Raw genomic sequence first — 21,937 nt, 5'->3', positions numbered from 1 at the left:
GGATTGTGAGAGTGAAAACAGGAGTACTAACAAAAACAGAGATCATGACATCACTTCATGAGAGTTTGCGTAAGCTTGAGGAGTTAGTATGGACATGTGATGAGGCTACATTAGATGAATCTTTTGGGGAAGGCAAGTGGTCGATTAAACAAATTGTTGGACATTTGTATGATACAGAAGAAGTCTGGTCAGAGCGGATAGAGCAGGCAATATCAAATGAGCACACGCTTTTCGCATCATATGATCCAGAGATATATGTGAAGGGAAGAGCTTATGAAACGTATACCGCACAAGAGGTCAGTGCATTGATCGAACGCTTAAAAGAGAGCAGAAACAAAACACTACAACGATTAGAAAAGGATACATGGGATTTTTCAGGTCTCCATCCTGAAGAAGGGATGATGACAGTCCAAATATTAGCTGAAACCATTGCTTTACATGAAATTCATCACCTCGATCAAATCAAAGCCATCATGTCCATGAGAGCATCGAGTGATAGATGAAAAGCACCTGTCATCAAGGCAGGTGCTTTGCTTTCTTACTTATACGTACTCGCTGAAAACATATCATTTAATTCTGCTGCACGTTTCGTCGCTGTTTTCACACAATCGACAATCGCTTCTTCAAATTGATAGGAAGCAAGGGTATTCAGTCCTGCTTCTGTCGTTCCGCCTTCGCTCGTAATTTCTTTGCGCAGTTCAGCAGGTTCCTTTCCGCTATCCTGCAGCATGTTAGCAGCGCCTGCAATCATTTGACAAATGAGCAATTTCGCTGTCTCTTGGTCCATCCCAAGTTCCGATGCACCTCGCTCCATTCCTTCAATCAAATGATAAATAAAGGCAGGACCGCTGCCTGCAATGGCTGTGACCGCATTCAGCTGTGATTCATCTAAAACCGTCACATGACCGATCGTTTCAAACAGCTGAACTGCTTTTTCCTTTTGCGCCTCTGTGACTTCATCACTGACAGCAATGCCAGTAGCTGATTGTTGTATGGCCGCTGATGTATTTGGCATGGCACGAACCACCGCCGTTTTTGCGCCAGCATAATGCTGAATGGTTTCAATAGAAATGCCCGCTAAAATAGAAATAATCAGCTGTCCATTTAAATGGGGCCTTACTTCAGAAATGCCACTTTCCGCATCTTTTGGTTTTAAAGCAAACACCAGCATATCGGCTTCTTCATAAATAAAGGAACGAGCGAAATCTGTTTTGACTCCATAACGTGCATGTAATTCTTCTAATCGTTTTTCATTTGTTTTATTTGTGACAATGATATCTTCATTTGACATAATGCCGCTCTTTAAAAGACCTTTAATCATAGACTCGGCCATTGAGCCTGCACCAATAAATCCAATTTTACTCATAAGATACTCCTCCTTGTAGAAAATAAAAAAACCTCTCGTCTGCAAAGGACGAAAGGTTTTTCGCGGTACCACCCTCAATTAGCATGCAATCATGCATACTCAGCTCTAGTCCCTTAACGCGGGAAACGTTTAGGTTTGCCTAACAGCTCAAAGGGCAGGTTCAGCAAATAAGAGGATGGTGAAGTCTTACAGCCGGCGGACCTCACTCTCTTGCATCATTATTTTGCTTACTAATCCTTGTCATCGCGCATCTTATATTTGTTGTTCATTATGCAACGATGGACAAGTTTGTGTCAATAGGGAGAGATAAAAAAATTGACCATCTAAACCGCATGACAGTCTGCCCTTTGCAAGATACAATGAATAAAGAAGAGTGAGTTCAGATGATCTATGAGACAAAAATCAGGAGATGACGTATAAAAGTGAAAGAAGAAATGATTCAATTATCCATCCCTACACCGTTTGCGGTTGGGGATGTCCATGCATATGTATTAAAAGGCGATGCCGTGACCTTAGTCGATTGCGGACCGATGACACAAGAGGCGCAGCATGCCTTTGTCACGCAATTAAAGGAACATCATTTATCAATAGATGATATTGATCAAGTGGTTTTAACACATCATCATGCAGATCATGTCGGTCTTTTAGATCTGATGAAACCTCATGTCCGTGTCATCGGACACGAGTTGAATGAGCCCTATATTAGTCAGGATGCAGCGTTTAAACAGCGTCAAATCCATTTTATGAATGATTTTTTTCAGCAGTTAGGTGTCCCGCTTCGTCAAGGTGAGTGTGAAAGAATGGTGAGGCAGTCCTATACATATTCATGTACGGCACATGTCGATGACGTCATAAAAGAAGGCGATCGTTTGAAGGGACATGAGCACTTCCAAGTGCTGGAGACCCCAGGACATGCACAATCTCATCTTTCTTTTTTAGATGAAACAACAGGGAATTTCATCGGCGGTGATCTGCTGCTTACGACCATTTCTTCCAATCCGTTAATGGAAGCGCCGGTGAAAGGAACAGAACGTCAAAAATCGCTGCTTCAATATAAAGCATCACTCGAGCGTTTATTGCATTTGCCCATTCAGGCGATTTATCCAGGGCATGGCCAGCTCATTACCTCTCATCACGAATTGATCGAAGAAAGATTTAAAAAACAGGAAAAACGGGCAAATACGATGTATCAGCTGCTTCAACGAAAGGAAATGACCGCCTTTCATCTTTGCCGCACCTTATTTCCGGGCCTGTATGAAGAAGCATTATTTCTGACAATGTCTGAGACAGTCGGCCAGCTTGATGTGCTTTTAGCGGCTGGACAAATTGAAGAAGTGCAAAAAGACGGAACCCTCTACTATCGAGCAACTGAAGGAGTGAAATAAATGGGGCGACTAACAGGAAAGAGAATATGGATTACAGGTGCTTCAGGCGGTATTGGTGAAAAGATGGCGTACTTGGCAGCAGCCGAAGGAGCAGAAATCATTGTGTCGGCAAGACGAATTGAAAAGCTCGCAGGTGTAAAAGAAAAGATTATAAGTGCTGGCGGCGTATGTCACATCGTTCAGCTTGATGTCAGTCAGCTTGAGGACATTGATCAAGCCTATCAACAAGTGGGTGCTGTTGATATTTTGGTGAACAATGCCGGCTTTGGTGTGTTCGATCTCGTCGAAGACGCATCCATTGAAGAAATGGTGTCGATGTTTGAGGTCAATGTCTTTGGTTTAATTGCCTGCACAAAAAAGGTCCTTCCTGAGATGAAACAAAGAGGGAAGGGACATATTATCAATATTGCGTCACAGGCAGGCAAAATTGCCACCCCTAAATCCGCCATCTATTCCGCATCAAAGCATGCGGTTCTCGGATTTTCAAACAGCCTCAGAATGGAGCTGGCAGACAGCGGAATTCATGTCACAACCGTCAATCCAGGACCGATTGCCACAGACTTCTTTACCATTGCAGACCGCAGTGGTGAATATGTGAAAAATGTTGATTTTATGATGCTCAGTGCTGACAAGGTAGCAGGGAAGGTCGTATCCGCCATGATGACAAAAAAAAGAGAGATTAATTTACCAGGATGGATGAATGCTGGCAGTAAGTTGTATCAATTATTCCCGTTTTTATTTGAAAAAGCAGCACGTAAAGCGATGATGAAAAAGTAACAAAAAAAAAGAAACCGGTCACAGGCTGGTTTCTTTTTTTGTTTGATGGGGCTTAATATTGGTGACGCCAAAGACATTGCCATCAACAGCTTCAAAGCTAAAACCGCCTAAGTCTGGGTCAGCTAATATTTGAATATCCGATACGGTCACTTCATGCTCGCTTAAATACTGGTGAAAGTTTTTTAAATCCTTCACAAATAGATCAATCATACTATGCCGAACTCCTGTAAAAGAGTTCATAAAGTAGATTCGTTTCTCGTGTTTTGTTTTGACGAGATAAAAGTGAGCATGGCTGCTTCTTCTGATTGATGTAGAACGATCATCTATAAAATCTGTTCATACCAAGTTTTCTATATTCGTCTTGCCGCTTGCTGAAGTGGATCCCATACACTGTTAAAAGGAGGGGCATAGCTAATATCTAAATCTTCAAGGTCTGTCACAGTCAGCCCTTGATAAAGAGCAGTTGCCATGACATCAATTCGTTTATCAACACCTTCTTTACCGATGATTTGTGCGCCAAGCAAGGTGTGATCATCGCTTCTGTAAATCAGTTTCACTTTCATTTTCTCTGCATCTGGGTAATATCCAGCGTGGTTAGTGCTGTCGATGGTGATGGTGGAGAAAGGAAGGCCCGCGTCTTTTGCTTCTTTCTCTGACAAACCTGTTCGTCCCGCCGTCACGTCCATAAATTTCATCACCGCTGTGCCGGTTACGCCTTGAAACGCACGGTTTGTTCCTGTCATATGAAAGCCTGCGATTCTTCCTTGTTTATTTGCTGTCGTGCCGAGCGGAATATAGTCCAGTTCCTTTTTGATACGGTGATAGGTTGCTGCGCAGTCACCCGCCGCATAGATATCTTGTACATTGGTCTGCATGTATTCATTCACAACAATTGCGCCATTTTGAAGTCGCTGAATTCCTGTGCTGTCTAAAAAGGATGTTTGCGGAGTGACGCCAACGGCAATGATGACCATATCTGTTTCAATGGTCTGTTTGTCTGTTTGAACAGCTGTTACATGTGTCTTGCCCTTCAATTTTTGCACTGTTTCACCAAGTACCACGTGAATGCTTTGATTGTCCGCTTCTTCTTTCAGATATTTTGCCATATCGGGATCAAAGCCTGGGCCAAGTGTTGCACCCCGCTGAATGATATGAACGTCTTTGCCTAGCCCTTTTAAATTTTCTGCCATTTCTAAGCCGATATATCCTCCGCCGATGATCGTGATATGTGTGACGTCTTTTTTTAGATTGTCTAAAATAGACAGCGCATGCGGGATTGTTTTTAATACGTGGACGCCTTCTAATGAATGACTGTCTAGATCAAGTGTGACGGGGCTTGCTCCTGTCGCAATTAACAGGCGGTCATACGTTTCTGTAAAGGGCTCTTTTGTTTTAGAATGAATACCCGATACTGTTTTTTGCTCCGGGTCAATTGAGGTCACTTCGTGTAAGCATCTGGCATCAATTCCGTATTTGTCACGAAAAGTGTCAGCGCTACGTGCGATGAGTTTTCTGTGATGATCAATGAGACCGCCGATCAAGTAGGGGAGTCCGCACTGTCCATATGAGAAAATCTCTCCTTTTTCAAAAGCTACAATTTGCGCATCTGGATCCTCTCTATATATTTGCATAGCGCAGCTCATTCCTGCTGCATCTCCGCCAATCATCACATATTTCATTTGGTGTGCTCCCTTCTATCTATCAAACTGAATACTCTTATTTACCCTCATTTTCCTTTATTTAATGCTTTTTTTTCGCAAAAGAAGCAAACTTTCGTTGAAAAATAAAGACAGCGCCTTCATTTTAAGCTACAATCGGATTATCGTCTTTTTGGTTATGAGTTTAGTTTAGATTGGTGGGAAAGACTTTGGGTGACGAACGACTAGATTTTAATACACTATATACACGCCATACGAGAGAGGCGTGGGCCGCTCTTGGAGTATATATGCCGGTATCTGTTTCAGAAGAAGAAGTGAGAGCACTTCAAGGATTAAACGACTACTTATCGCTAGAAGAAGTGCGAGATATTTACATACCACTTATTCGTTTTCTGACATTACATGTCTTTGCAGAAAAACAAAAAAATCAGCATGTCAATGCTTTTTTAAACTACCCGCATCATGCGAAAATCCCTTTTTTAATTGGGATTGCAGGAAGTGTGGCCGTCGGAAAAAGCACGACAGCACGTATTATTGAAACACTTTTATCAAGGCTTGGAGATGGGCTGAAGGTGAGTCTCGTAACAACGGACGGCTTTTTGTATCCTCAAAAAGAGTTAAAAGATCGGGGGCTGATGGAAAAGAAAGGCTTCCCGGAAAGCTATGATGTTAAAGCGCTACTTTCGTTTTTAAATGAATTAAAATCAGGGAAACAAACTGTGCATGCACCTGTATATTCACATCTGACCTATGACCGTCTTGAAGGGGTGTATGAAACAGTAGAAGATGCAGATATTGTCATCATTGAAGGGATCAATGTGTTGCAATCACCGGCACTGGATGATCTGAAGGATGAGCCGCGCGTGTTTGTATCAGATTACTTCGATTTTTCGATTTATGTAGATGCCGCTGAGACGCAAATTCAATGCTGGTATAAAGAACGGTTCCGTTTGCTGCGGGAAACAGCCTTCCAAGACCCTGAATCTTTCTTTCATAAATACAAAGATTTGACGGATGAAGAAGCAGATCAGATGGCAAGCACGATTTGGAATACAGTGAACCGGCCAAATTTATATGAAAATATTTTGCCGACAAAATATAGAGCCGATTTGATTTTAAAAAAAGGCGATCAGCATAAGGTGGAAGAGATCGCCATCCGCAGGGTATAAAGAAAACCGCTCAATTGAGAGCGGTTTTTTTAATGACCTCCACTTACTTTCACAGCCACGGCAGCCGCCGTTCGTTTTTTTAGGCGATAGTATCCGATAAGTAAAAACGGAACGCCTGCAGCGGTGACAATCGCCAAGACTGAAAAAATAGAAAGGGGATGGGCTGCGCCAAATAAGTCAATACACAATCCTCCGACAAACGGTCCGACGACGCTGCCGAGCTGAGAAAACCCCATTGCGCCGAAGTATGATCCTTTCACTTCAGGTTTTGCAATATTGTCTACAAACAGATCCATCATCGCAAAGAGCAGCACTTCACCAATCGTAAACACGACAATGATAAAAGCAAGCGTGCCGAGACTTTGTGAAAAAGCAATGGCAAACAAACTGCCTGCTAGAAGCACGTTCCCAGTCGTTAACGACAAAATCGTTGAATAGCGCTTAGCGATCATAATCAGCGGGTACTGAACGACAATGACAACCACTGCGTTTAAGGATAAAAGATACCCAAACAGTTTAGGGCCATCCTCAATCATAGGGGATGCCGATAAATATTGAGGCAGTGTTGAGCTTAGGTGTGAATAGCCAAATGAACATAAAGTAACGCCAATGAGGATGATGCTAAAGACCGTATCTTTCTGAATAATGGAAAGAGCTTTTTTGACGCCGATTTGTTTGGTGCTTTCTGGAGCAGCCACTGGGTGCTTTTGAAATTGCCATGCCAGCGTTAACCCGTACAACAAGTAAATGAGGGCAGCGACGAGAAATGGAAAAGTCGTTTTTGATGACCCGAGATATAAGCCAAGCAGCGGGCCGAAAATGACACCAATGTTAATGGCCGTATACCGTAAGTTAAAGACAAACAACCGAATGCTCGATGGGGTGACATCGGATAAGAGTGCTTTAGACGTTGGTTCAAACAGCGCCCGGCACAGTCCATTTAAAGCATTCATAAAAAAGAAGACCCAAATGGCATCTGCAAACGCGAAGCCAACAAAGACAAGTGTCCAGCCAAAGATGGATAAAAGCATGACCTTTTTTCTGCCGATTCGGTCGGAAACATAGCCGCCGTAAAAACTCGCAACAATCCCAATAAGAGAGCTGACGGCAATGATCAATCCAGCTGAAGAGGCTGAGGCGCCTTTGACTTGTGTCAAATAAACGGCTAAAAAGGGAATGCTCATAGATGTCGCCATTCGGCCAAATATCGTGCCGATGATGATCGTCCAACTAAGTGGATGTAAAGTGCGTAAGTTATTTTTCATGCTGTGTCTCCCCTGAGTTTGTAAGATGTTCCAATCATACATGAAAAATTGTGCAAATTAAATACACAATTTGATGGAGGAGTCATACGTCAAATGACAGAGAAGCTTGAACCGTTCCGTTCATTCGAAGAGCATATGCCCCGTTTTCAAGGTTTTAAGCCTTGATGGATCATAATTTTTTCGGAAAAACGAAGCGGGTTTTTCAATGATCATGTTTTCGTTTTGCGAAAATCAATTGAGATCGATGGCAATAATTTGATGTAAGGAAAGGTTTAGAACATCTTCGTCATTCACGATTTTCATTTGGCGTGTTTCATAATGAATGGCTTTCACCCAGCCCCAAAACTGTGCTTTCATGCCGGATGAGACATATGTCACGCAAATCGCTTGATCCTCGGTAATCGACTGTGTGATCAAAACATTCATTTCCTCTAGCTGATCGGAGCTGAGCGGTAGAGGTGTATATTCTTTTTTCTTTCGTTTTTGAGCAAGAAGCTGCTCCCGGTGCTCTGGTAGCATCATTCGGCTTGATTCCCACATGATGTTGTATCCAGGTGTTAATTTATTGGGATTCATGCTTGTTCGCCTCCGTTATTTGTAATGCCCGCCAATTTTTTCGGCGCGGTGATATGCCTGCCCTGCGCTTGTCAGTGACGAAGCATGCAGCAATGCCGCAGGTCCATATTTCAGATGGATTTCATCAAATACTTTGCTGAGTTGCTCTTTCTTCAAATGATGATCAAATAAAGTCAGCTGATAGTGGCTGTCAGGCTGCAGCTGTGAGAGTGTAATGCCTACACTGCGAATGGGCTGGCCATCCCAGTGCTGCTGGCATAGCTGAATCGCTGCCTCTGCAATATCTGAGCCATACTGTGTCGGTGAATGAAGCTTCATTTGTCGATGAAAGCCTGTTGGATGTGAAAAATCAGCCCCTCTTACACCAACAGACACCGTTTGACCGAGATAATGCTTAAAACGTGCCCGCCTAGCGACTTCCTCACTCAATTCAAGAAGAGCGACTTTGATCTCTTCAAAAGATGCGTAATCACGGGGAAGGGTCATATGGTGCCCAACGGCTTTTTGCTGATCATGTGTGTGAATAGTGACGGGAGAGGGATCGTGTCCTAAAGCTGTTCGCTGCAGAAGCTCCCCATTGATTCCCCAGCGTTTTTTTAATTGGTCTAACGGATAAGCAGCAAGTGTGCCAATGGTACTGATGCCCATTCGTTTCAAATGATGCTCCATTCGTTTGCCGACGCCAAATAATTTTCCAATTGGAAGCGGCCATAAATCAGCAGCAACTCGGTCGGCACTCAGTTCATAGATGCCGGTTCTGTTTTTTTTGGCAAAATGGTCACAGGCCATTTTAGCGAGCACTTTATTAGGGCCTATGCCCACACGTGCGTAAATGCCAGTCTGGTTCATAATCGTTGTTTGTATATGTTGAGCGATCTCATGTGGAGAGCCGAATAGTGTAAGACTGCCTGTAATATCAAGAAACTGTTCATCAATGGAATATGGCTCGACAAGGTCTGTGTATTGTTCAAGCAGTTCTGTAATCATGACAGAGATATCGAGATAGCGCTGCATACGTGGACGTACGACCACTGCTTCAGGACATTTCTCCTGTGCTTCCCATAACCTTGATGCATTTTGTACGCCACGTTTCTTCGCGAGAGGGCAGGCTGCCAGGACGACTCCGCTTCTTCGTTCTGGATCTCCAGAGACAATGAGCGGCACATTCTCCAAATGAGGCGCCTCCACCTTCTCGACTGATGCATAAAATGACTGCATATCCACAAGCAGAATGGCTCGTTCATTCATTGTACTTCACCTCTTAGAACATATGTTCTGTATCTATTGTAAACAACATGAGGTGAAATTCATACTGGTAAATCATTCAAAAGCTGTCCATACAAAAAAGACGAAGTGGTGAACACTTCGTCTCGTCTGCTGCAACGATTGTTAGGCATGTGCCATGTTGTGGAATGTTTGGAGCGGTTCAGAACGCAGACGATAAGCCATCAGCTTTTTCTTTGGCTTATGTGTAAACTGCCGAACCACATCCACATGGTCATCATAATGGAACAGATAAAGGGTGACATCATGTTTCCCATGCTTTGTTTGCATAGTAAGCGGCGTTGGCCCTTCATTCGGATGAAGAAAACGTTCTTCATCACCTGGGTAAATATAATAGCGTTCAATAAAGATCGCATCATTAAAATGTTGAATGACTTCAGCTGCTCGCTGCTTATCAAGCGAACGACCTTGAAAAGTAATATTTGTTTGCTCACTTGTTACTTTAGCATGTACGGCATAGCGGCTAAAAAGGCGCTCAACAACACCAGAAGGCAAAGAGGTGACAAGCAGCTTTAAAAGACTAAACACAACAAGTGAAATAACAACCCAAACCAATCTCATCATCTCCAATAAACATTTGTACCATTTCCTATATGAACCATCTTAACATAACAAATGAATGAAACTTTCGCACAAAAAGTGGACTTTTTGAAATAAGTGTGAAGATTTAAAAGGAGATGGCGGCTGAAAGACGAAGAACCAACAAGTGAACATGAAAAAAGACGGGCATACTGTCTTTACAATCATTTGATCAGACAGGTAGACTATTGAAACAATCATATTTTTGAGAAAAAAACGATTCAAGCAAGGAAAGCCAAAATGGAAAAGGGGCGAGGCCATCATGATACGTCAAGTGAAACCATCAGATTTTTACGCAGTCACATCCGTCATTCAAAGCTGGTGGGGAGGCAGAGATTTGCGTGCAAAATTGCCAAAGCTCTTTTTTGAACATTTCCATCAAACAAGTTTTGTTGTCGTTGAAAAGGGAGAGCTGATCGGCTTTTTGGTTGGTTTTTTATCACAATCTCATTCGGATGAAGCCTATATTCACTTTGTTGGCGTCCACCCAGATCACCGTAAATTAAAGATAGGTAAAATCCTCTATCAAGCTTTTTATGAAGCGGCTGAAAAGGAAGGAAGAACAACAATTAAAGCTGTCACAGCTCCTATCAATAAAGTCTCCATTGCTTATCATACAAAACTCGGGTTTCAGATAGAAAAGGGAGATAAAACAGTAGATGGCATCTCAGTCTTTTCAGATTACGATGGCATTCATGAAGACCGTGTGTTATTTGTGAAGAAGCTGGAGGCAATGAAATGATTGTCAATTTAGATCACACAATAAGTGATGTAGCAAAGCAGATCTTACATATTCAACTAGCTGCATACCAACAAGAAGCTGAACAAATTGGCTATGCTGATCTTCCGCCATTAAAAGAGACCATTCAAGATGTTATGAGAGCAAAAGAGCAATTTATTGGTTTTCAGCAAGATGATCTCTTATTAGGTGTAGTCTCTTATGAAGAGCTGGAAGATTGTTTGATCATTAGTCGATTGGCTGTGCATCCAAAAGCGCTAAAGCAGGGTATTGGAACAAGACTTATGTCCACAATCATAGAGAAGAATGTCCCGATAGAACTGACCACAGGGCAAGAAAACACCCCTGCAAAAAGGCTATATGAAAAATTGGGGTTTTTTGAAACAAATGTGATTCATGTGGCAAAAGAGCTCACCCTATCAAAAATGAAATGGACACCGCGACGCAAGGTTGAGGTTGTCGAATTCAAAAAAGAATGGCATGAAGAATTCCGTCAAGAAAAGCAGCGACTCAAGCAAATCATTCAAAAGAGCTGGATAGAAGGATACCATATTGGCAGCACGTCAGTTACAGGACTTGTTGCCAAACCAATTATAGATATATTAATAGAAGTAAGCGATATAGAAGAGATTGATAGGAAAAAAGAGAGATTTGAACACCTTGGATACGAAGTGCTCGGTGAAAATGGTATAAAAGGGAGACGTTTTTTTCAAAAGGGTGGCTTGAATCGTACGCATCATGTCCATGTTTATGAAAGAAATCATCCTGATGTGAAAAGACATTTATTGTTTCGAGATTACTTAAGAGTCCACCCAGAACGAGCTGTAGCGTATGCGTCTGTCAAGGAACAATTAGCAAATCAGTATCCGGAAGATATACAAAGCTATATGGCAGGAAAGAATGAAATCATAAAAGAAATAGAAAATGAGGCATATCGCTGGGATAGAGAAGGAAGAGAGGAAGCTCATAAATAAGCTGCCTCTTCTCCTCGTTAATTAGGAAGCTGAACATTGCCTTTTACAATATAGGCCTGTGAAGCAGCAGTAGATGGAAGAGCGGGTAATTGATCCTTTACTATGACCCCGCGGATATCTGTGATTCGAACAGGAAGAGATGTAGACCCCATATGAAAGCCAAGGAAATGGTTGTAGTCTGTCTTTTCCATGTTAACCCATTGTCCATCTTTGTAATATTCCATTTTCATAATCGGATATTTATGATTGCGTACTTGAATCGCAGCCCACCACTCACTACTACCTTCTTTTATTCTGTAAGCTACATTTCCGCTAATCGGTGCTTTTATAATTTTCCAACTAATTGGGATTTTCCCATCTGCCATATTGCCGATTTTGGCAAAGGCATTAGGTGAAAGATCAAGAGCTCCTTTTGCTCCTTCTGGATATTTATCGGTTACATACACAACGGTTTTTCCTTTTGGTCCCGTTACTTCAAGGTAAGCCCCTGCAAGTGCCGCATTTACCCCTTTATAGTTATAGTCATGGGGATTTAAAGCCGTAATTTTCATGTCAGATGGAATAGGATCTAATAAAGCGGCGCCCCCTGAGTAACCAGATCCCGTATAAGTTGCATAGCTTTCTCGTACTTCATCAAGGATAGATGCCGCTTTCATGTTTGGCATAGTGAAACTCAACATCAATATCAGCGCCCCGATGAAGCAGAGAGATAATCTTTTTTTCACGATCTAAAACCTCCTGTTTCTTCTTTTAAAATTGATAGCGTCATCAGTATAATTCTAAAAAACAGGATGCAGAAAGAGCCAATAGATAGATATAATCCTAGTGAGAAGAGGGTGTATTTCAAAGAGTGTGACTTTCGGATTTAGTCGTGTGTCATGTTTTATGGTGTTTTATGTGTTACAATGTAAGCATCAATTTAAAAAGGATGTTCGCCATGTATATTCACATCACAGAACTGGCTAAAACGTATATAGAGAAACAGCAAACAGGAAACGAAACGAAGGAGTTACTGCTTCGCTACGATTCAGAAGGTTGTGGCTGTGCAGTGAGTGGCGTACCAATGCTTTGGTTAACAAGTGAAAGAACAGGTGAATGGGAACCACTTAATAATAGCCAACATTTAAAACTATATATACACACAGCACAAAAGGTGTTTTTTGACGAGGAAATGACGATTGATTTTAATGAAAAAGCCAATACACTTATGTTGAAAAGTCCTCAACAAATACTCAGCCCTAGAATGGGTATACTTGTAAAGTAAGGTGGAAACGTAGTGGATCAAAAGCTGAAAGTGATACAAAACACGGCACAAAATAAAACGTGGGTGTCGTTTTTAAATAATAATCATCCGTATAGCCTTTTGCACTGGTCAATCGGTGGAATGGATTCAGTAAAAAAGGACGTCTGGCTTCTCCAAGATGAAGTCACATTTGAAACGGAAGAATTTCCAACGCTTGAATTAGCAGTCAGTTGGATAAAAGAGAATATGGAACACGTAACAGACGTGTTATAAGCCCTTTGCTGAAGAGGGCTTTTTTTGTGCCATCATCATCTCATCAAACAGGAGAACTGTCTAATTTGAAAAATGAGATTTTTCAACGATAAAAAGTCATTTTTAACAAACATTTCGACAAAATGAGAAAAATAGAAAGAGAAAAGGAGAGGCTGTAAATGCCGAAAAATCGGCAATGGAAGCGGTTATTGCGGGATACCGAAAACTTTACGAAAAACGACATTTCATATTTCTTCCATTCGAGGAAATATGATAGAATACAACATGTATCGTACATGAGGAGGGAGGTGCTAAGGTGAATTGAAGCTCAAGCTGTCATCGCCTCAGGTTGGAATCAAAATAAACGAATGGTATAGGCAGATTTGCGGATTTCATGTCATGAAAGCAGAGAAGCTAAAGGCCGAGATCGAGCAGGAAATCCTTGAGATGGAGCAAGATCAGAACTTGCTGCTTTTTTACCAGCTGATGGATTTTCGACATAAGGTCATGCTTGAATATTTTGAACCGGCAAAAAAAGCCTCGAATGATGAGGAGATTAAGAAGCTTCTAGAAACAATTGAACATTCGCAGACCAAATTAACGGATATGCTTGAATACTATGTTCATTTTTTTACAGGAATGTTTGAATTTGAACAGAGAAACTATTTGAGTGCCATTGCTTATTACCGTTCCGCAGAAAAAAAGCTCAATCTCATATCAGATGATATAGAAAGAGCAGAATTTTATTTTAAATTAGCAGAAATATACTACCACATGAAACAAACCCACTTTTCGATGCACTATGCTTTGCAAGCGTTAGATACGTACTCTGCCTACAGAACGTACACGCTGAGAATCATCCACTGTGAATTTGTCATCGGTGCAAACTATGATGATTTGAAATGCTATGAACATGCATTGCCCTACTTTAAAAATGCTCTAAAGCGAGCACGCTCAATTGGAAACCCTCGAGTCATAGGTTCGGCCCTTTTCAACTTAGGTAACTGCTATTACCAAATGAACGATCTTGCTGCAGCAAGTCGCTATCTCAAAGACTCTCTTGAAGTGTTTGAAAAGGAGAATTTAACCCATCTGAATCGCTCTCTAGACCCACTATTTATGCTGACCCAAATCCTGTTTAAACAAAAACAAATAGAAGAGTCGTTAACCCTCTATCAACAAGGTATTATGAAAGCCTGTGATTTAGAAGATGAAATTTACATCTGCAAGTTTCAGTTTTTAAAAGCATTATACGTTGATGCAGAAATAAAAATCATAGACGATACATTAGATTTGTTGGAGGACAAGCGCTTATACCCAGATATTGAGGAACTGGCACTTGATGCGGCACATTATTATAATGAGCTTGGATTATTTGAAGTTTCTACCCGGTATTACGAAAGGAAAATTCAAGCCATATCAAAAATTCAAAATGGAGGTCATTTATATGAAAATGAGTTTGATAGTTCTTTTATTGGCAGCAACTGCAGGATTATCGGTCATGAGTCAGCAGCAATCGGAAGAGAGCCATATGGAGCTGGCGGGCAGACACCATACAACAGTGGTGACTATCGTATAAGTTAGCAAAAAGAGGAGACGAACGGCTGTTCATTCTCCTCTTTCATTTTGATTGAATTGAAATGCTTCCAGAAATGCTTCGACCTCTTGTTCATAGACTTCCTTATTGTCACTATAAGACATCGCATGCGCACCATGTGGCGCAATAAATAGCCGTTTATCACCCTTTTTGCGTGCGTATAACTGCTCGCTTTGCTCACAAGGGATATAGTCATCATGGAGGCTATGAATAAAAAGGATAGGTTCTTTCACCTGGTCGATTACATCAAGTGGAGAAACTTGTCGAATGCTGTATCCGTCCCGCCATTTCAACACTTGATCACTTAGTGGAAGAATCCACTGTCCTGAAAGACGAAAATCCGTTTTTAATCGATACAGAAGCTGATCCTCAAAAGAAGCAAAAGGACAATCAGCGATGTAAAAATTGGCGCTTGCATCCGGTTTTGCAGCATATAATAAAGTTGTGACTGCGCCCATCGATTCTCCGTGTATACCAATGATTGCTTTTTCCCCAAGTCTTTTTCTCAGCCACTTGACGACTTGAGCCAAATCTTCTTTTTCATAATATCCATAGCTCGTTGTTTTTCCGCCGCTCATCCCATGTCTTCTATGATCATAAAGCAGCACATTCCATCCAAGCTTTTGGAATAATTTCATATACTTCACGGAATTGATCAAACTGACTGTAACCCCGTGACAAAGAACGATGGTGCGTGTTGTATGAGGGAGCGGTACAAAATAGCCATGAAGATCATAACCAAATGCTGAAGAAATACAAACTTTCTCTTTTTGAAGCTGTTGAAACTCCTCGTGATGATAGTGCCCTTCATCTGATTCTCGTTTCATGAGCTCTTCATCCGTTAATTTTCGTATATACATCATTTTATTGGTAAAAAAAATGCCGATTGCAGCTAGTGGAAATAATACCAAGGCAAGTATAGCGAGCCATTTCTTCTTCAAGCTGATTCTTCCTTTCCGAAGGGTTTCTATGATGATCATACCACATGTTGGGAGTTTGGCGTGACTCTTGCTGAGCAAATAAAACGGATGATACACTAAAGCAAAAGGAGAGAGGCAAAGTGAAAAAGACCAATCAAGATCAAGCAAAGCTAAAGGACGGCATAAAGGATGATGTGAAACAGCAGCTCCTTCAAATGAAGCAGCATCTGGCCGCCGAAACAGAAAAAAGAGAAGAACAAAAACGACAAGACCTCCTTCGGCAACAGAAAGAAAAAGAAAAAAATAAAAGCTTCTCAGAGCTGCTAGATGAAAGTCATTTAGACTGGAGAAAGTATAAAAGTTAAAAAAGGGAGCTACGATGCTCCCTTTTTTATGTTATATCATTGAGATGAATACATACTACATGAGCCTGAGAGAAAACACGTCTGACTCCCTCGTATCACTTCATTTACCAATAGGATTTTACGTTCAAACCAAACCAAAACAAAACGTATTTTATAAACGATAAATTAAAAAGAGGAGTATTGATTTACTTAAATTCCTTTTTATCCCAAAAATAGTAGTTAAGACCCTTTTAGGAAAGAGTCATTCCTCTTATAATTAAGGTGTATTACAAAATTTGGGGATGGAGATGATTCACATGAAATTGAGAAGAACAATGACTGGAGTTGCTTTATCTTTAGGCTTGCTTTTACCTATTTCTGGACAAGCTCTTGCTACAAATCATTCAACCGATGCAGATCTGCGTACGAAGGCTACTAAAATTGTAGATTGTTCCGAAACTCCTTTTAAAAAAGAAACGAATAGATTATGTATGTACTCAGATAATGGTGTTTTTGCAAATAGTTTCAATAATTTCGGTACTACATTTTATTTTAAAGGCAAAGCTGGAAATTATGGATATTATGAAAGTAGCAGCAAAAGTTAATTAGTCAACGGGGGCTTTTAGCCCCTCAGTCTTAGAGGAAATCTTGATTAGCTCGTTGCTACTGGATAAACGGGAAACAAAACGTAAGTGGCAAGTTGTTCTCCTATTTGCACGTAGAACATGAAAACGTACATACATATATACATACGCTAAAAAGAGATCACATGCATGCAAGCGATCTCTTTTTGCTTTCTATTGATTCAAACGATGCGTCTCATACACAGACTGTTTTGTGAAATATGACAAAGCTTTTACTTCTTGATCGCTTAATGAACGTGCATTTGCCGCTGCCACATTTTCTTTTAACTGTTTCACCGAGCTTGCGCCAAAAACAACAGAGCTGACTGCAGAATGCTTAAGCAAGTATTGAATGGACAGCTCTGTCAGTGATAGGTCATAAGCGACTTTCTTTAACGAAGGGATGATTTGCTGGAGCTCTTCAAATGAATAGTCAAGATACCCGTTCTTTTGAATCGCCGCACTTGCTTGCGAAAGGGGTTTTTCAGTTAATAATCCTTTTGCTAAAGGACCTCTTGCCACGATACTAATGCTTTGTTCTTCAAGAAGAGAGAACCATTCTTCTGGGCGACGATCGAGTAAACTATATTGCATCATCACACTCACGATATTTGATTTTTTGGCGTATTCTTTAATGACATTTGGACGGATTGACGATATGCCGTAATAGCGAATGACACCTTCTTCAACCAATTCTTCAAATGCCTCGATGGTTTCGTCAATTGGATCGTCAATTGTGCCGCCATGCAATTGATATAAATCAATATAATCTGTTTGAAGTCGTTTCAGGCTTTGTTTCACTGCCTCTTTTATATATGCTTTTGAAGGATCCCAGTCCCAGCCAGGTTTGCCTTTTTCAAAGCGGTTGCCGCCTTTTGTGGCCAAAATCAGATCTTGGCGTCTGTTCTTAATGGCTTCCCCGACGATCTCCTCATTTGTTCCAAAATCATATAAATCAGCTGTATCCAAATAGTTAATCCCAAGATCAATGGCTTCATCTAATAAAGAGAGCGCTTTTTCTTTTTCAGTCCCAAGGGACATACATCCTAGTGCCGCCTCACTAACCAAGAGATCAGAGGTGCCAATTCGTCTTTTTTTCAATTCAATCACACTCCTATCCTTTCACATTAAGTGAAACAATTCTGGAATTCAAGCTAGGTGATTTCAAAAGGCGCATTGAAGCAGGCATCCGCATTTTGGCTTCTCCTAAAACATCTATGTTAAAATGAATGAAGTAAAAAGTGAAAGTAGAACGAGGAGCTGACAAAATTGAAGGACTTTGAAGAAAAAACATTATCGTCAAAAACATTATATAACGGAAAAATCATTGACTTGGTTCTTGAAGATGTAGAATTGCCGAACGGAAAACCAGGCAAACGCGAAATCATTAAACATCCAGGTGCAGTAGCAGTCATTGCACGTACAGACAAAAATAAAATCATTTTGGTCAAGCAATACCGTAAAGCACTGGAGAGATCCATCGTTGAAATTCCGGCTGGAAAATTAGAAAAAGGAGAAGAGCCGGCACATACAGCACTGAGAGAATTAGAAGAAGAAACAGGTTATACAACTCAGGCGCTCCAAAAGCTGACAGCCTTTTATACATCACCAGGGTTTGCGGATGAAATTGTTCACATCTACCTTGCTGATCAGCTCGTCCCGCTTGAAGAAAAACGAGAGCTGGATGAGGATGAATTTGTCGAAGTGATGGAAGTTTCACTAGAAGAAGCACTGCACCTCATCGAAAAACAACATATTTATGATGCGAAAACAGCCTATGCCATTCAATACTTACAATTGCAAGAGGTACTTAAGTCTACAAAATGAGGGAATTCTTTGCAGATATCCATATTCATATTGGTCGAACAAGAACAGGCAGGGCTGTCAAAATTACAGGTGCAAGGTCACTGACCATTGACCAAATTCTCATTGAAGCGTCTCAAAGTAAAGGGATGGGAATGATTGGTGTGATTGATGCACAATCTCCTGAAGTCCTAGAAGAATTGATAGAAGGTGTAGAGGAAGGCATATACACGGAACTAAGCGATGGCGGGTTATCATTTGGAAAGACCGTTTTGCTTTTAGGCAGTGAGCTAGAAATCAATGATGACCAATCAAAAGGTCCGATTCATGTGCTTGCCTTTATGCCCACGCTTCGTAAAATGTCTGAGTTTTCCGCATGGCTTTCTCTTCATATGAAAAATGTGCATTTGAGTTCACAGCGGTTATATGTGGATGGGAGAACGCTTCAGCATAAGGTGAAGGAACTAGGGGGATTATTTATTCCTGCCCATATTTTTACGCCGCATAAAAGTTTATACGGTAAAGGGGTCAATACGTCTTTAACCGAAGTATTCGATCCAGAACTCATTGATGCTGTTGAGCTTGGCCTTAGCTGTGATACGTCTATGGCCTCCCAGCTAAGTGAGCTAAACCGTTATCCTTTTTTAACAAATTCAGATGCCCATTCTTTAGGGAAAATTGCGCGGGAATATACGAAGATCCGAATGGATCATGCCTCCTTTGCTGAATTTGAGCTAGCGCTTCAAGGAAAAGATGGCAGAAACATCACTGGAAATTATGGGCTCGCTCCGCGGCTCGGAAAGTATTATCATACGACCTGTGAGAAATGCGGGGTAAGACCTGACAGTCAGGATCAAGAAAAGTGCCAAGCATGCGGCCATACCCGAATGACAAAAGGGGTGAGTGAGCGGTTAAAGGAGCTTGCTGACCAAGAAAGTGACAAAGGAATAAGGCCTCCTTATGTTCACCAGCTTCCCCTTCATTTTATTCCGGGTGTTGGAGCCAAAACGTTAGAAAAGTTAAAAGCTGTCTTTCATACAGAGATGAATATTCTTCATCAAGCAACAGAACAAGAATTAAAAGCGGTCCTGCCTGAGAAAACAGCCGATTACATCATCAAAGCAAGAAGAGGTGAAGTTGGACTGATCGCTGGCGGAGGCGGGGTCTACGGTAAGGTGGATATCAATCATGAATCAACTTAAATGGACATGTCACACATTTGAACAACTGTCTAAAGAGGACCTTTACTTGATTTTAATGGAAAGGGTAAATGTGTTTGTTGTAGAACAAACATGTCCTTATCCTGAAATTGATCATCGTGATCAAGAGGCGCTGCATGTCATCGCCAAAGAGAACGGCACGATTGTCGCTTATTGCCGCATTTTCCAAAGCGGGATCATGTACAAAGAGGCATCCATTGGCCGTGTCCTTGTGACGAAGACCGGCCGGAAAAAAGGTTACGGGAAGATCCTGCTCGATCAAGCGATAAAAAAGCTCAGTGAATTAGGCGAAACAAAGATTAAAATCCAAGCACAGGCTTATTTGAAATCGTTCTACGAATCGTTTGGCTTTGAAGCTGTCTCAGATTGTTATGATGAGGATGGAATTCCGCATCTTGATATGGTGAGAAAAGAAAGATAGGCGTGTATACGTCTATCTCAGCGTGTAGACAAACCCTCGCATTCTTTGTCAGTCCTGCGCTCCGGTGCTCACGAATGTCAAATTCGCTCCGTGAAAGTAGCTGTCCTTCCTAGACTGCAAAGGTTTTCTATCACGCTGAAAAGAAGACAAAAGGCTAAAATCAAGTACATTTTAGCCTTTTGTCAACAATTTGAGATAGACGTGTATACGTCTATCTTTTTTAGGTGCTTTCATGTATCATAACGACAACGAAAGGGGTTTTGCGAAATGGGAAAAAGCAAAGCAAAGAAAAAGAGAGAACACCTTCAAAGGCAGCACAGTCGAAATCCAGAACAATCGAGAGGAAATATACCGCATTTTAGTACACACGAAAGAAAGACAAAAACAAAACAAGAAGCCTTGCAGCATATGATGAAAAAACATAAAGGTAGGAATGCTTATGATCGCTATGAACAGGATCATAAGCATTTTTATTTTGCTTTTTTGTGACAAGTAGATCAAATAATTGGAAAAATTTTAAAAAATAGGACAAACGGTCGTTTCTTTTTGTCTAAAAATGTAGTTAAATGACAAAAAGAAATGAAAGGGAGAGTGGGTATCGTGAAGGTCAAATCATTTGGAGCAGGGCTTTGTATGGCAAGTATGCTACTGGCATCGATGACATTCGGCGCATCAGATGTATCTGCAAAGGATCAAGCAAAAAAAGAGTATATGATCGGTTTTTCTTCTTCCGTTCAAGACAAAACACAAAAACAGCTTGTTGAAAAAGCCGGCGGTCATGTGAAAGAATCAATAGAGAAAATAGATATGATGAAAGTTTCGTTGAACGAAGCATCAAAAGAAAAACTACATCAAGCAAAAGAAGTTACTTTTATTGAGGAAGACCAAAAAGCAAAAACAAGCGGTCAAAGCGTTCCTTATGGCATCAAAAGCATCAAAGCACAAAAGGTACATAAACGAGGATATGCCGGACAGAATGTCAAAGTAGCTGTTCTTGACAGTGGAATCGACGGCAAGCATGAAGATTTACATGTAACTGGTGGTGTCAGCTTTGTTCCAACAGAGTCCGATCCGCTCGTTGACCCGCATGAACACGGAACTCACGTTGCAGGCACGATCGCAGCATTAGATAATAAAGTAGGCGTCGTTGGTGTGGCACCAAAAGCTTCGATCTATGCGGTGAAAGTGGCAGATGAAAATGGTGACGGCTACTATAGCTGGATCATTAAAGGCATTGAATGGGCGATTGAGAATGAGATGGATGTTATCAATATTAGTATGGGGGGAGCAAGTGAATCGGAGGCGCTGAAAGAAGCGGTAGATCGAGCTTATGACAACGGGATTCTCATTGTCGCATCTGCAGGAAATGCTGGGAGCTACGGGTCACTTAATACGATAGATTACCCGGCCAAATACAGCTCTGTCATGGCAGTCGCATCTGTGGATCAACGAAAGCAAAGAGCCTTTGATTCCTCTGTTGGGGAAGAAGTGGAAGTATCAGCACCAGGTGTTTCAACATTAAGTACCATTCCTCATAACGAATATGGATATAAGAGTGGAACGTCTATGGCATCACCTCATGTAGCTGGTGCTGCGGCAGTCATTCTATCAAAACATCCGAATCTGACAAATGATGAATTGCGTGAAAGGCTGACAAAAACGGCAACAAAACTTGGCGAACCTTTTTATTATGGCGCTGGGCTTGTGAACGTACAAAAAGCTGCACGATAAAGGAAACGAGA

26 protein-coding genes and 1 other annotated feature are annotated in these 21,937 nt (G+C 41.3%); of the genes, 16 read left to right on the top strand and 10 right to left on the bottom strand.

Annotated elements, in window-relative coordinates:
- Positions 1-11: 11 nt before the first annotated feature.
- Complete coding sequence (locus ACTJJD_RS01550) at positions 12-503, top strand: DinB family protein (RefSeq protein WP_008342284.1); 492 nt, start codon at positions 12-14, stop codon at positions 501-503.
- Positions 504-538: 35 nt separating this feature from the next.
- On the opposite strand, the gene proC is transcribed toward ACTJJD_RS01550, so the two are convergent.
- Positions 539-1,366, bottom strand: coding sequence for a pyrroline-5-carboxylate reductase (gene proC, locus ACTJJD_RS01545; RefSeq protein ID WP_008342285.1), 828 nt, complete (start codon positions 1,364-1,366; stop codon positions 539-541).
- Between the two features lie 41 nt (positions 1,367-1,407).
- Positions 1,408-1,619: a binding site (T-box leader), on the bottom strand.
- A gap of 169 nt (positions 1,620-1,788) precedes the next feature.
- Here proC and ACTJJD_RS01540 point away from each other — a divergent pair.
- Both ACTJJD_RS01540 and ACTJJD_RS01535 read left to right on the top strand, forming a co-directional pair.
- Positions 1,789-2,751 (top strand): MBL fold metallo-hydrolase, encoded by a 963-nt coding sequence (locus tag ACTJJD_RS01540; RefSeq protein WP_440608042.1) that lies wholly within the window; start codon positions 1,789-1,791, stop codon positions 2,749-2,751.
- Positions 2,752-3,528 (top strand): SDR family NAD(P)-dependent oxidoreductase, encoded by a 777-nt coding sequence (locus ACTJJD_RS01535; protein WP_025207582.1) that lies wholly within the window; start codon positions 2,752-2,754, stop codon positions 3,526-3,528.
- An 18-nt stretch (positions 3,529-3,546) separates the two neighbouring features.
- On the opposite strand, the gene ACTJJD_RS01530 is transcribed toward ACTJJD_RS01535, so the two are convergent.
- Together ACTJJD_RS01530 and ACTJJD_RS01525 are read right to left on the bottom strand one after the other, a co-directional pair.
- A complete protein-coding gene (locus ACTJJD_RS01530; protein WP_440608041.1) occupies positions 3,547-3,738 on the bottom strand; it encodes a hypothetical protein in 192 nt (63 codons plus the stop codon).
- A 140-nt stretch (positions 3,739-3,878) separates the two neighbouring features.
- A complete protein-coding gene (locus ACTJJD_RS01525; protein ID WP_281201287.1) occupies positions 3,879-5,207 on the bottom strand; it encodes a CoA-disulfide reductase in 1,329 nt (442 codons plus the stop codon).
- 188 nt (positions 5,208-5,395) lie between these two features.
- Between ACTJJD_RS01525 and coaA the strand changes: the two genes are divergently transcribed.
- Positions 5,396-6,355 (top strand): type I pantothenate kinase, encoded by a 960-nt coding sequence (gene coaA / locus ACTJJD_RS01520; protein ID WP_281201286.1) that lies wholly within the window; start codon positions 5,396-5,398, stop codon positions 6,353-6,355.
- Between the two features lie 29 nt (positions 6,356-6,384).
- Here the strand turns inward: coaA and ACTJJD_RS01515 are convergent, their stop codons facing one another.
- The 4 genes from ACTJJD_RS01515 to ACTJJD_RS01500 all read right to left on the bottom strand — a co-directional run bounded on the left by ACTJJD_RS01515 (position 6,385) and on the right by ACTJJD_RS01500 (position 10,035).
- Positions 6,385-7,620, bottom strand: coding sequence for an MDR family MFS transporter (locus ACTJJD_RS01515; RefSeq protein ID WP_008343828.1), 1,236 nt, complete (start codon positions 7,618-7,620; stop codon positions 6,385-6,387).
- A gap of 231 nt (positions 7,621-7,851) precedes the next feature.
- On the bottom strand, positions 7,852-8,196 hold the full coding sequence (locus ACTJJD_RS01510) for a YolD-like family protein (RefSeq protein ID WP_017367544.1): 345 nt from the start codon (positions 8,194-8,196) through the stop codon (positions 7,852-7,854).
- 15 nt (positions 8,197-8,211) lie between these two features.
- Complete coding sequence (locus ACTJJD_RS01505) at positions 8,212-9,444, bottom strand: DNA polymerase IV (RefSeq protein ID WP_440608040.1); 1,233 nt, start codon at positions 9,442-9,444, stop codon at positions 8,212-8,214.
- A 141-nt stretch (positions 9,445-9,585) separates the two neighbouring features.
- Complete coding sequence (locus ACTJJD_RS01500; RefSeq protein WP_008343832.1) at positions 9,586-10,035, bottom strand: YfmQ family protein; 450 nt, start codon at positions 10,033-10,035, stop codon at positions 9,586-9,588.
- A 286-nt stretch (positions 10,036-10,321) separates the two neighbouring features.
- On the opposite strand from ACTJJD_RS01500, the gene ACTJJD_RS01495 reads away from it, so the two are divergent.
- Together ACTJJD_RS01495 and ACTJJD_RS01490 are read left to right on the top strand one after the other, a co-directional pair.
- On the top strand, positions 10,322-10,801 hold the full coding sequence (locus ACTJJD_RS01495; protein WP_440600019.1) for a GNAT family N-acetyltransferase: 480 nt from the start codon (positions 10,322-10,324) through the stop codon (positions 10,799-10,801).
- Positions 10,798-11,772, top strand: a complete 975-nt coding sequence (locus tag ACTJJD_RS01490; protein WP_440608039.1) for a GNAT family N-acetyltransferase — start codon at positions 10,798-10,800, stop codon at positions 11,770-11,772. The genes ACTJJD_RS01495 and ACTJJD_RS01490 overlap by 4 nt, the downstream gene beginning before the upstream one ends.
- Positions 11,773-11,789: 17 nt before the next feature.
- On the opposite strand, the gene ACTJJD_RS01485 is transcribed toward ACTJJD_RS01490, so the two are convergent.
- The gene (locus ACTJJD_RS01485) at positions 11,790-12,497 is read right to left on the bottom strand and encodes an expansin EXLX1 family cellulose-binding protein (RefSeq protein ID WP_440608038.1); all 708 of its coding nucleotides are present in this window, start codon (positions 12,495-12,497) and stop codon (positions 11,790-11,792) included.
- A 212-nt stretch (positions 12,498-12,709) separates the two neighbouring features.
- Between ACTJJD_RS01485 and ACTJJD_RS01480 the strand changes: the two genes are divergently transcribed.
- The 3 genes from ACTJJD_RS01480 (at position 12,710) to ACTJJD_RS01470 (ending at position 14,851) form a co-directional block, all read left to right on the top strand.
- On the top strand, positions 12,710-13,036 hold the full coding sequence (locus tag ACTJJD_RS01480) for an iron-sulfur cluster biosynthesis family protein (protein ID WP_008343835.1): 327 nt from the start codon (positions 12,710-12,712) through the stop codon (positions 13,034-13,036).
- Positions 13,037-13,048: 12 nt separating this feature from the next.
- The gene (locus ACTJJD_RS01475) at positions 13,049-13,288 is read left to right on the top strand and encodes a YqkC family protein (protein WP_008343836.1); all 240 of its coding nucleotides are present in this window, start codon (positions 13,049-13,051) and stop codon (positions 13,286-13,288) included.
- Between the two features lie 300 nt (positions 13,289-13,588).
- Positions 13,589-14,851 carry a tetratricopeptide repeat protein gene (locus ACTJJD_RS01470; protein WP_008343838.1) on the top strand — a complete coding sequence of 421 codons (1,263 nt, stop codon included), beginning with the start codon at positions 13,589-13,591 and terminating at the stop codon, positions 14,849-14,851.
- A 24-nt stretch (positions 14,852-14,875) separates the two neighbouring features.
- Here the strand turns inward: ACTJJD_RS01470 and ACTJJD_RS01465 are convergent, their stop codons facing one another.
- Complete coding sequence (locus ACTJJD_RS01465) at positions 14,876-15,805, bottom strand: alpha/beta hydrolase (RefSeq protein ID WP_019743104.1); 930 nt, start codon at positions 15,803-15,805, stop codon at positions 14,876-14,878.
- A 119-nt stretch (positions 15,806-15,924) separates the two neighbouring features.
- Between ACTJJD_RS01465 and ACTJJD_RS01460 the strand changes: the two genes are divergently transcribed.
- Both ACTJJD_RS01460 and ACTJJD_RS01455 read left to right on the top strand, forming a co-directional pair.
- A complete protein-coding gene (locus tag ACTJJD_RS01460) occupies positions 15,925-16,149 on the top strand; it encodes a YqkE family protein (RefSeq protein WP_017367538.1) in 225 nt (74 codons plus the stop codon).
- 296 nt (positions 16,150-16,445) lie between these two features.
- Positions 16,446-16,733, top strand: a complete 288-nt coding sequence (locus tag ACTJJD_RS01455; RefSeq protein ID WP_057079335.1) for an LCI fold-containing protein — start codon at positions 16,446-16,448, stop codon at positions 16,731-16,733.
- 192 nt (positions 16,734-16,925) lie between these two features.
- Here the strand turns inward: ACTJJD_RS01455 and ACTJJD_RS01450 are convergent, their stop codons facing one another.
- On the bottom strand, positions 16,926-17,852 hold the full coding sequence (locus tag ACTJJD_RS01450) for an aldo/keto reductase (RefSeq protein ID WP_242730635.1): 927 nt from the start codon (positions 17,850-17,852) through the stop codon (positions 16,926-16,928).
- A 168-nt stretch (positions 17,853-18,020) separates the two neighbouring features.
- Between ACTJJD_RS01450 and ACTJJD_RS01445 the strand changes: the two genes are divergently transcribed.
- The 5 genes from ACTJJD_RS01445 (at position 18,021) to ACTJJD_RS01425 (ending at position 21,926) form a co-directional block, all read left to right on the top strand.
- Positions 18,021-18,578 carry an NUDIX hydrolase gene (locus tag ACTJJD_RS01445; RefSeq protein WP_019743103.1) on the top strand — a complete coding sequence of 186 codons (558 nt, stop codon included), beginning with the start codon at positions 18,021-18,023 and terminating at the stop codon, positions 18,576-18,578.
- On the top strand, positions 18,575-19,756 hold the full coding sequence (locus tag ACTJJD_RS01440) for a TIGR00375 family protein (protein ID WP_050827375.1): 1,182 nt from the start codon (positions 18,575-18,577) through the stop codon (positions 19,754-19,756). Before ACTJJD_RS01445 ends, ACTJJD_RS01440 begins: the two co-directional genes overlap by 4 nt.
- On the top strand, positions 19,743-20,195 hold the full coding sequence (locus ACTJJD_RS01435) for a GNAT family N-acetyltransferase (protein WP_008343848.1): 453 nt from the start codon (positions 19,743-19,745) through the stop codon (positions 20,193-20,195). The genes ACTJJD_RS01440 and ACTJJD_RS01435 overlap by 14 nt, the downstream gene beginning before the upstream one ends.
- Positions 20,196-20,462: 267 nt before the next feature.
- On the top strand, positions 20,463-20,684 hold the full coding sequence (locus ACTJJD_RS01430) for a hypothetical protein (RefSeq protein ID WP_024718937.1): 222 nt from the start codon (positions 20,463-20,465) through the stop codon (positions 20,682-20,684).
- A 111-nt stretch (positions 20,685-20,795) separates the two neighbouring features.
- A complete protein-coding gene (locus tag ACTJJD_RS01425) occupies positions 20,796-21,926 on the top strand; it encodes a S8 family peptidase (protein WP_008344415.1) in 1,131 nt (376 codons plus the stop codon).
- The last annotated feature ends 11 nt before the right edge of the window (positions 21,927-21,937 follow it).

This window comes from Bacillus sp. 22446 (genome assembly GCF_052044955.1).
In the GTDB taxonomy this organism is placed as follows: domain Bacteria; phylum Bacillota; class Bacilli; order Bacillales; family Bacillaceae; genus Bacillus; species Bacillus altitudinis.
The sequence above is the reverse complement of the archived record's forward strand: the minus strand, read 5'-3'. Positions and strand labels throughout refer to the sequence as shown.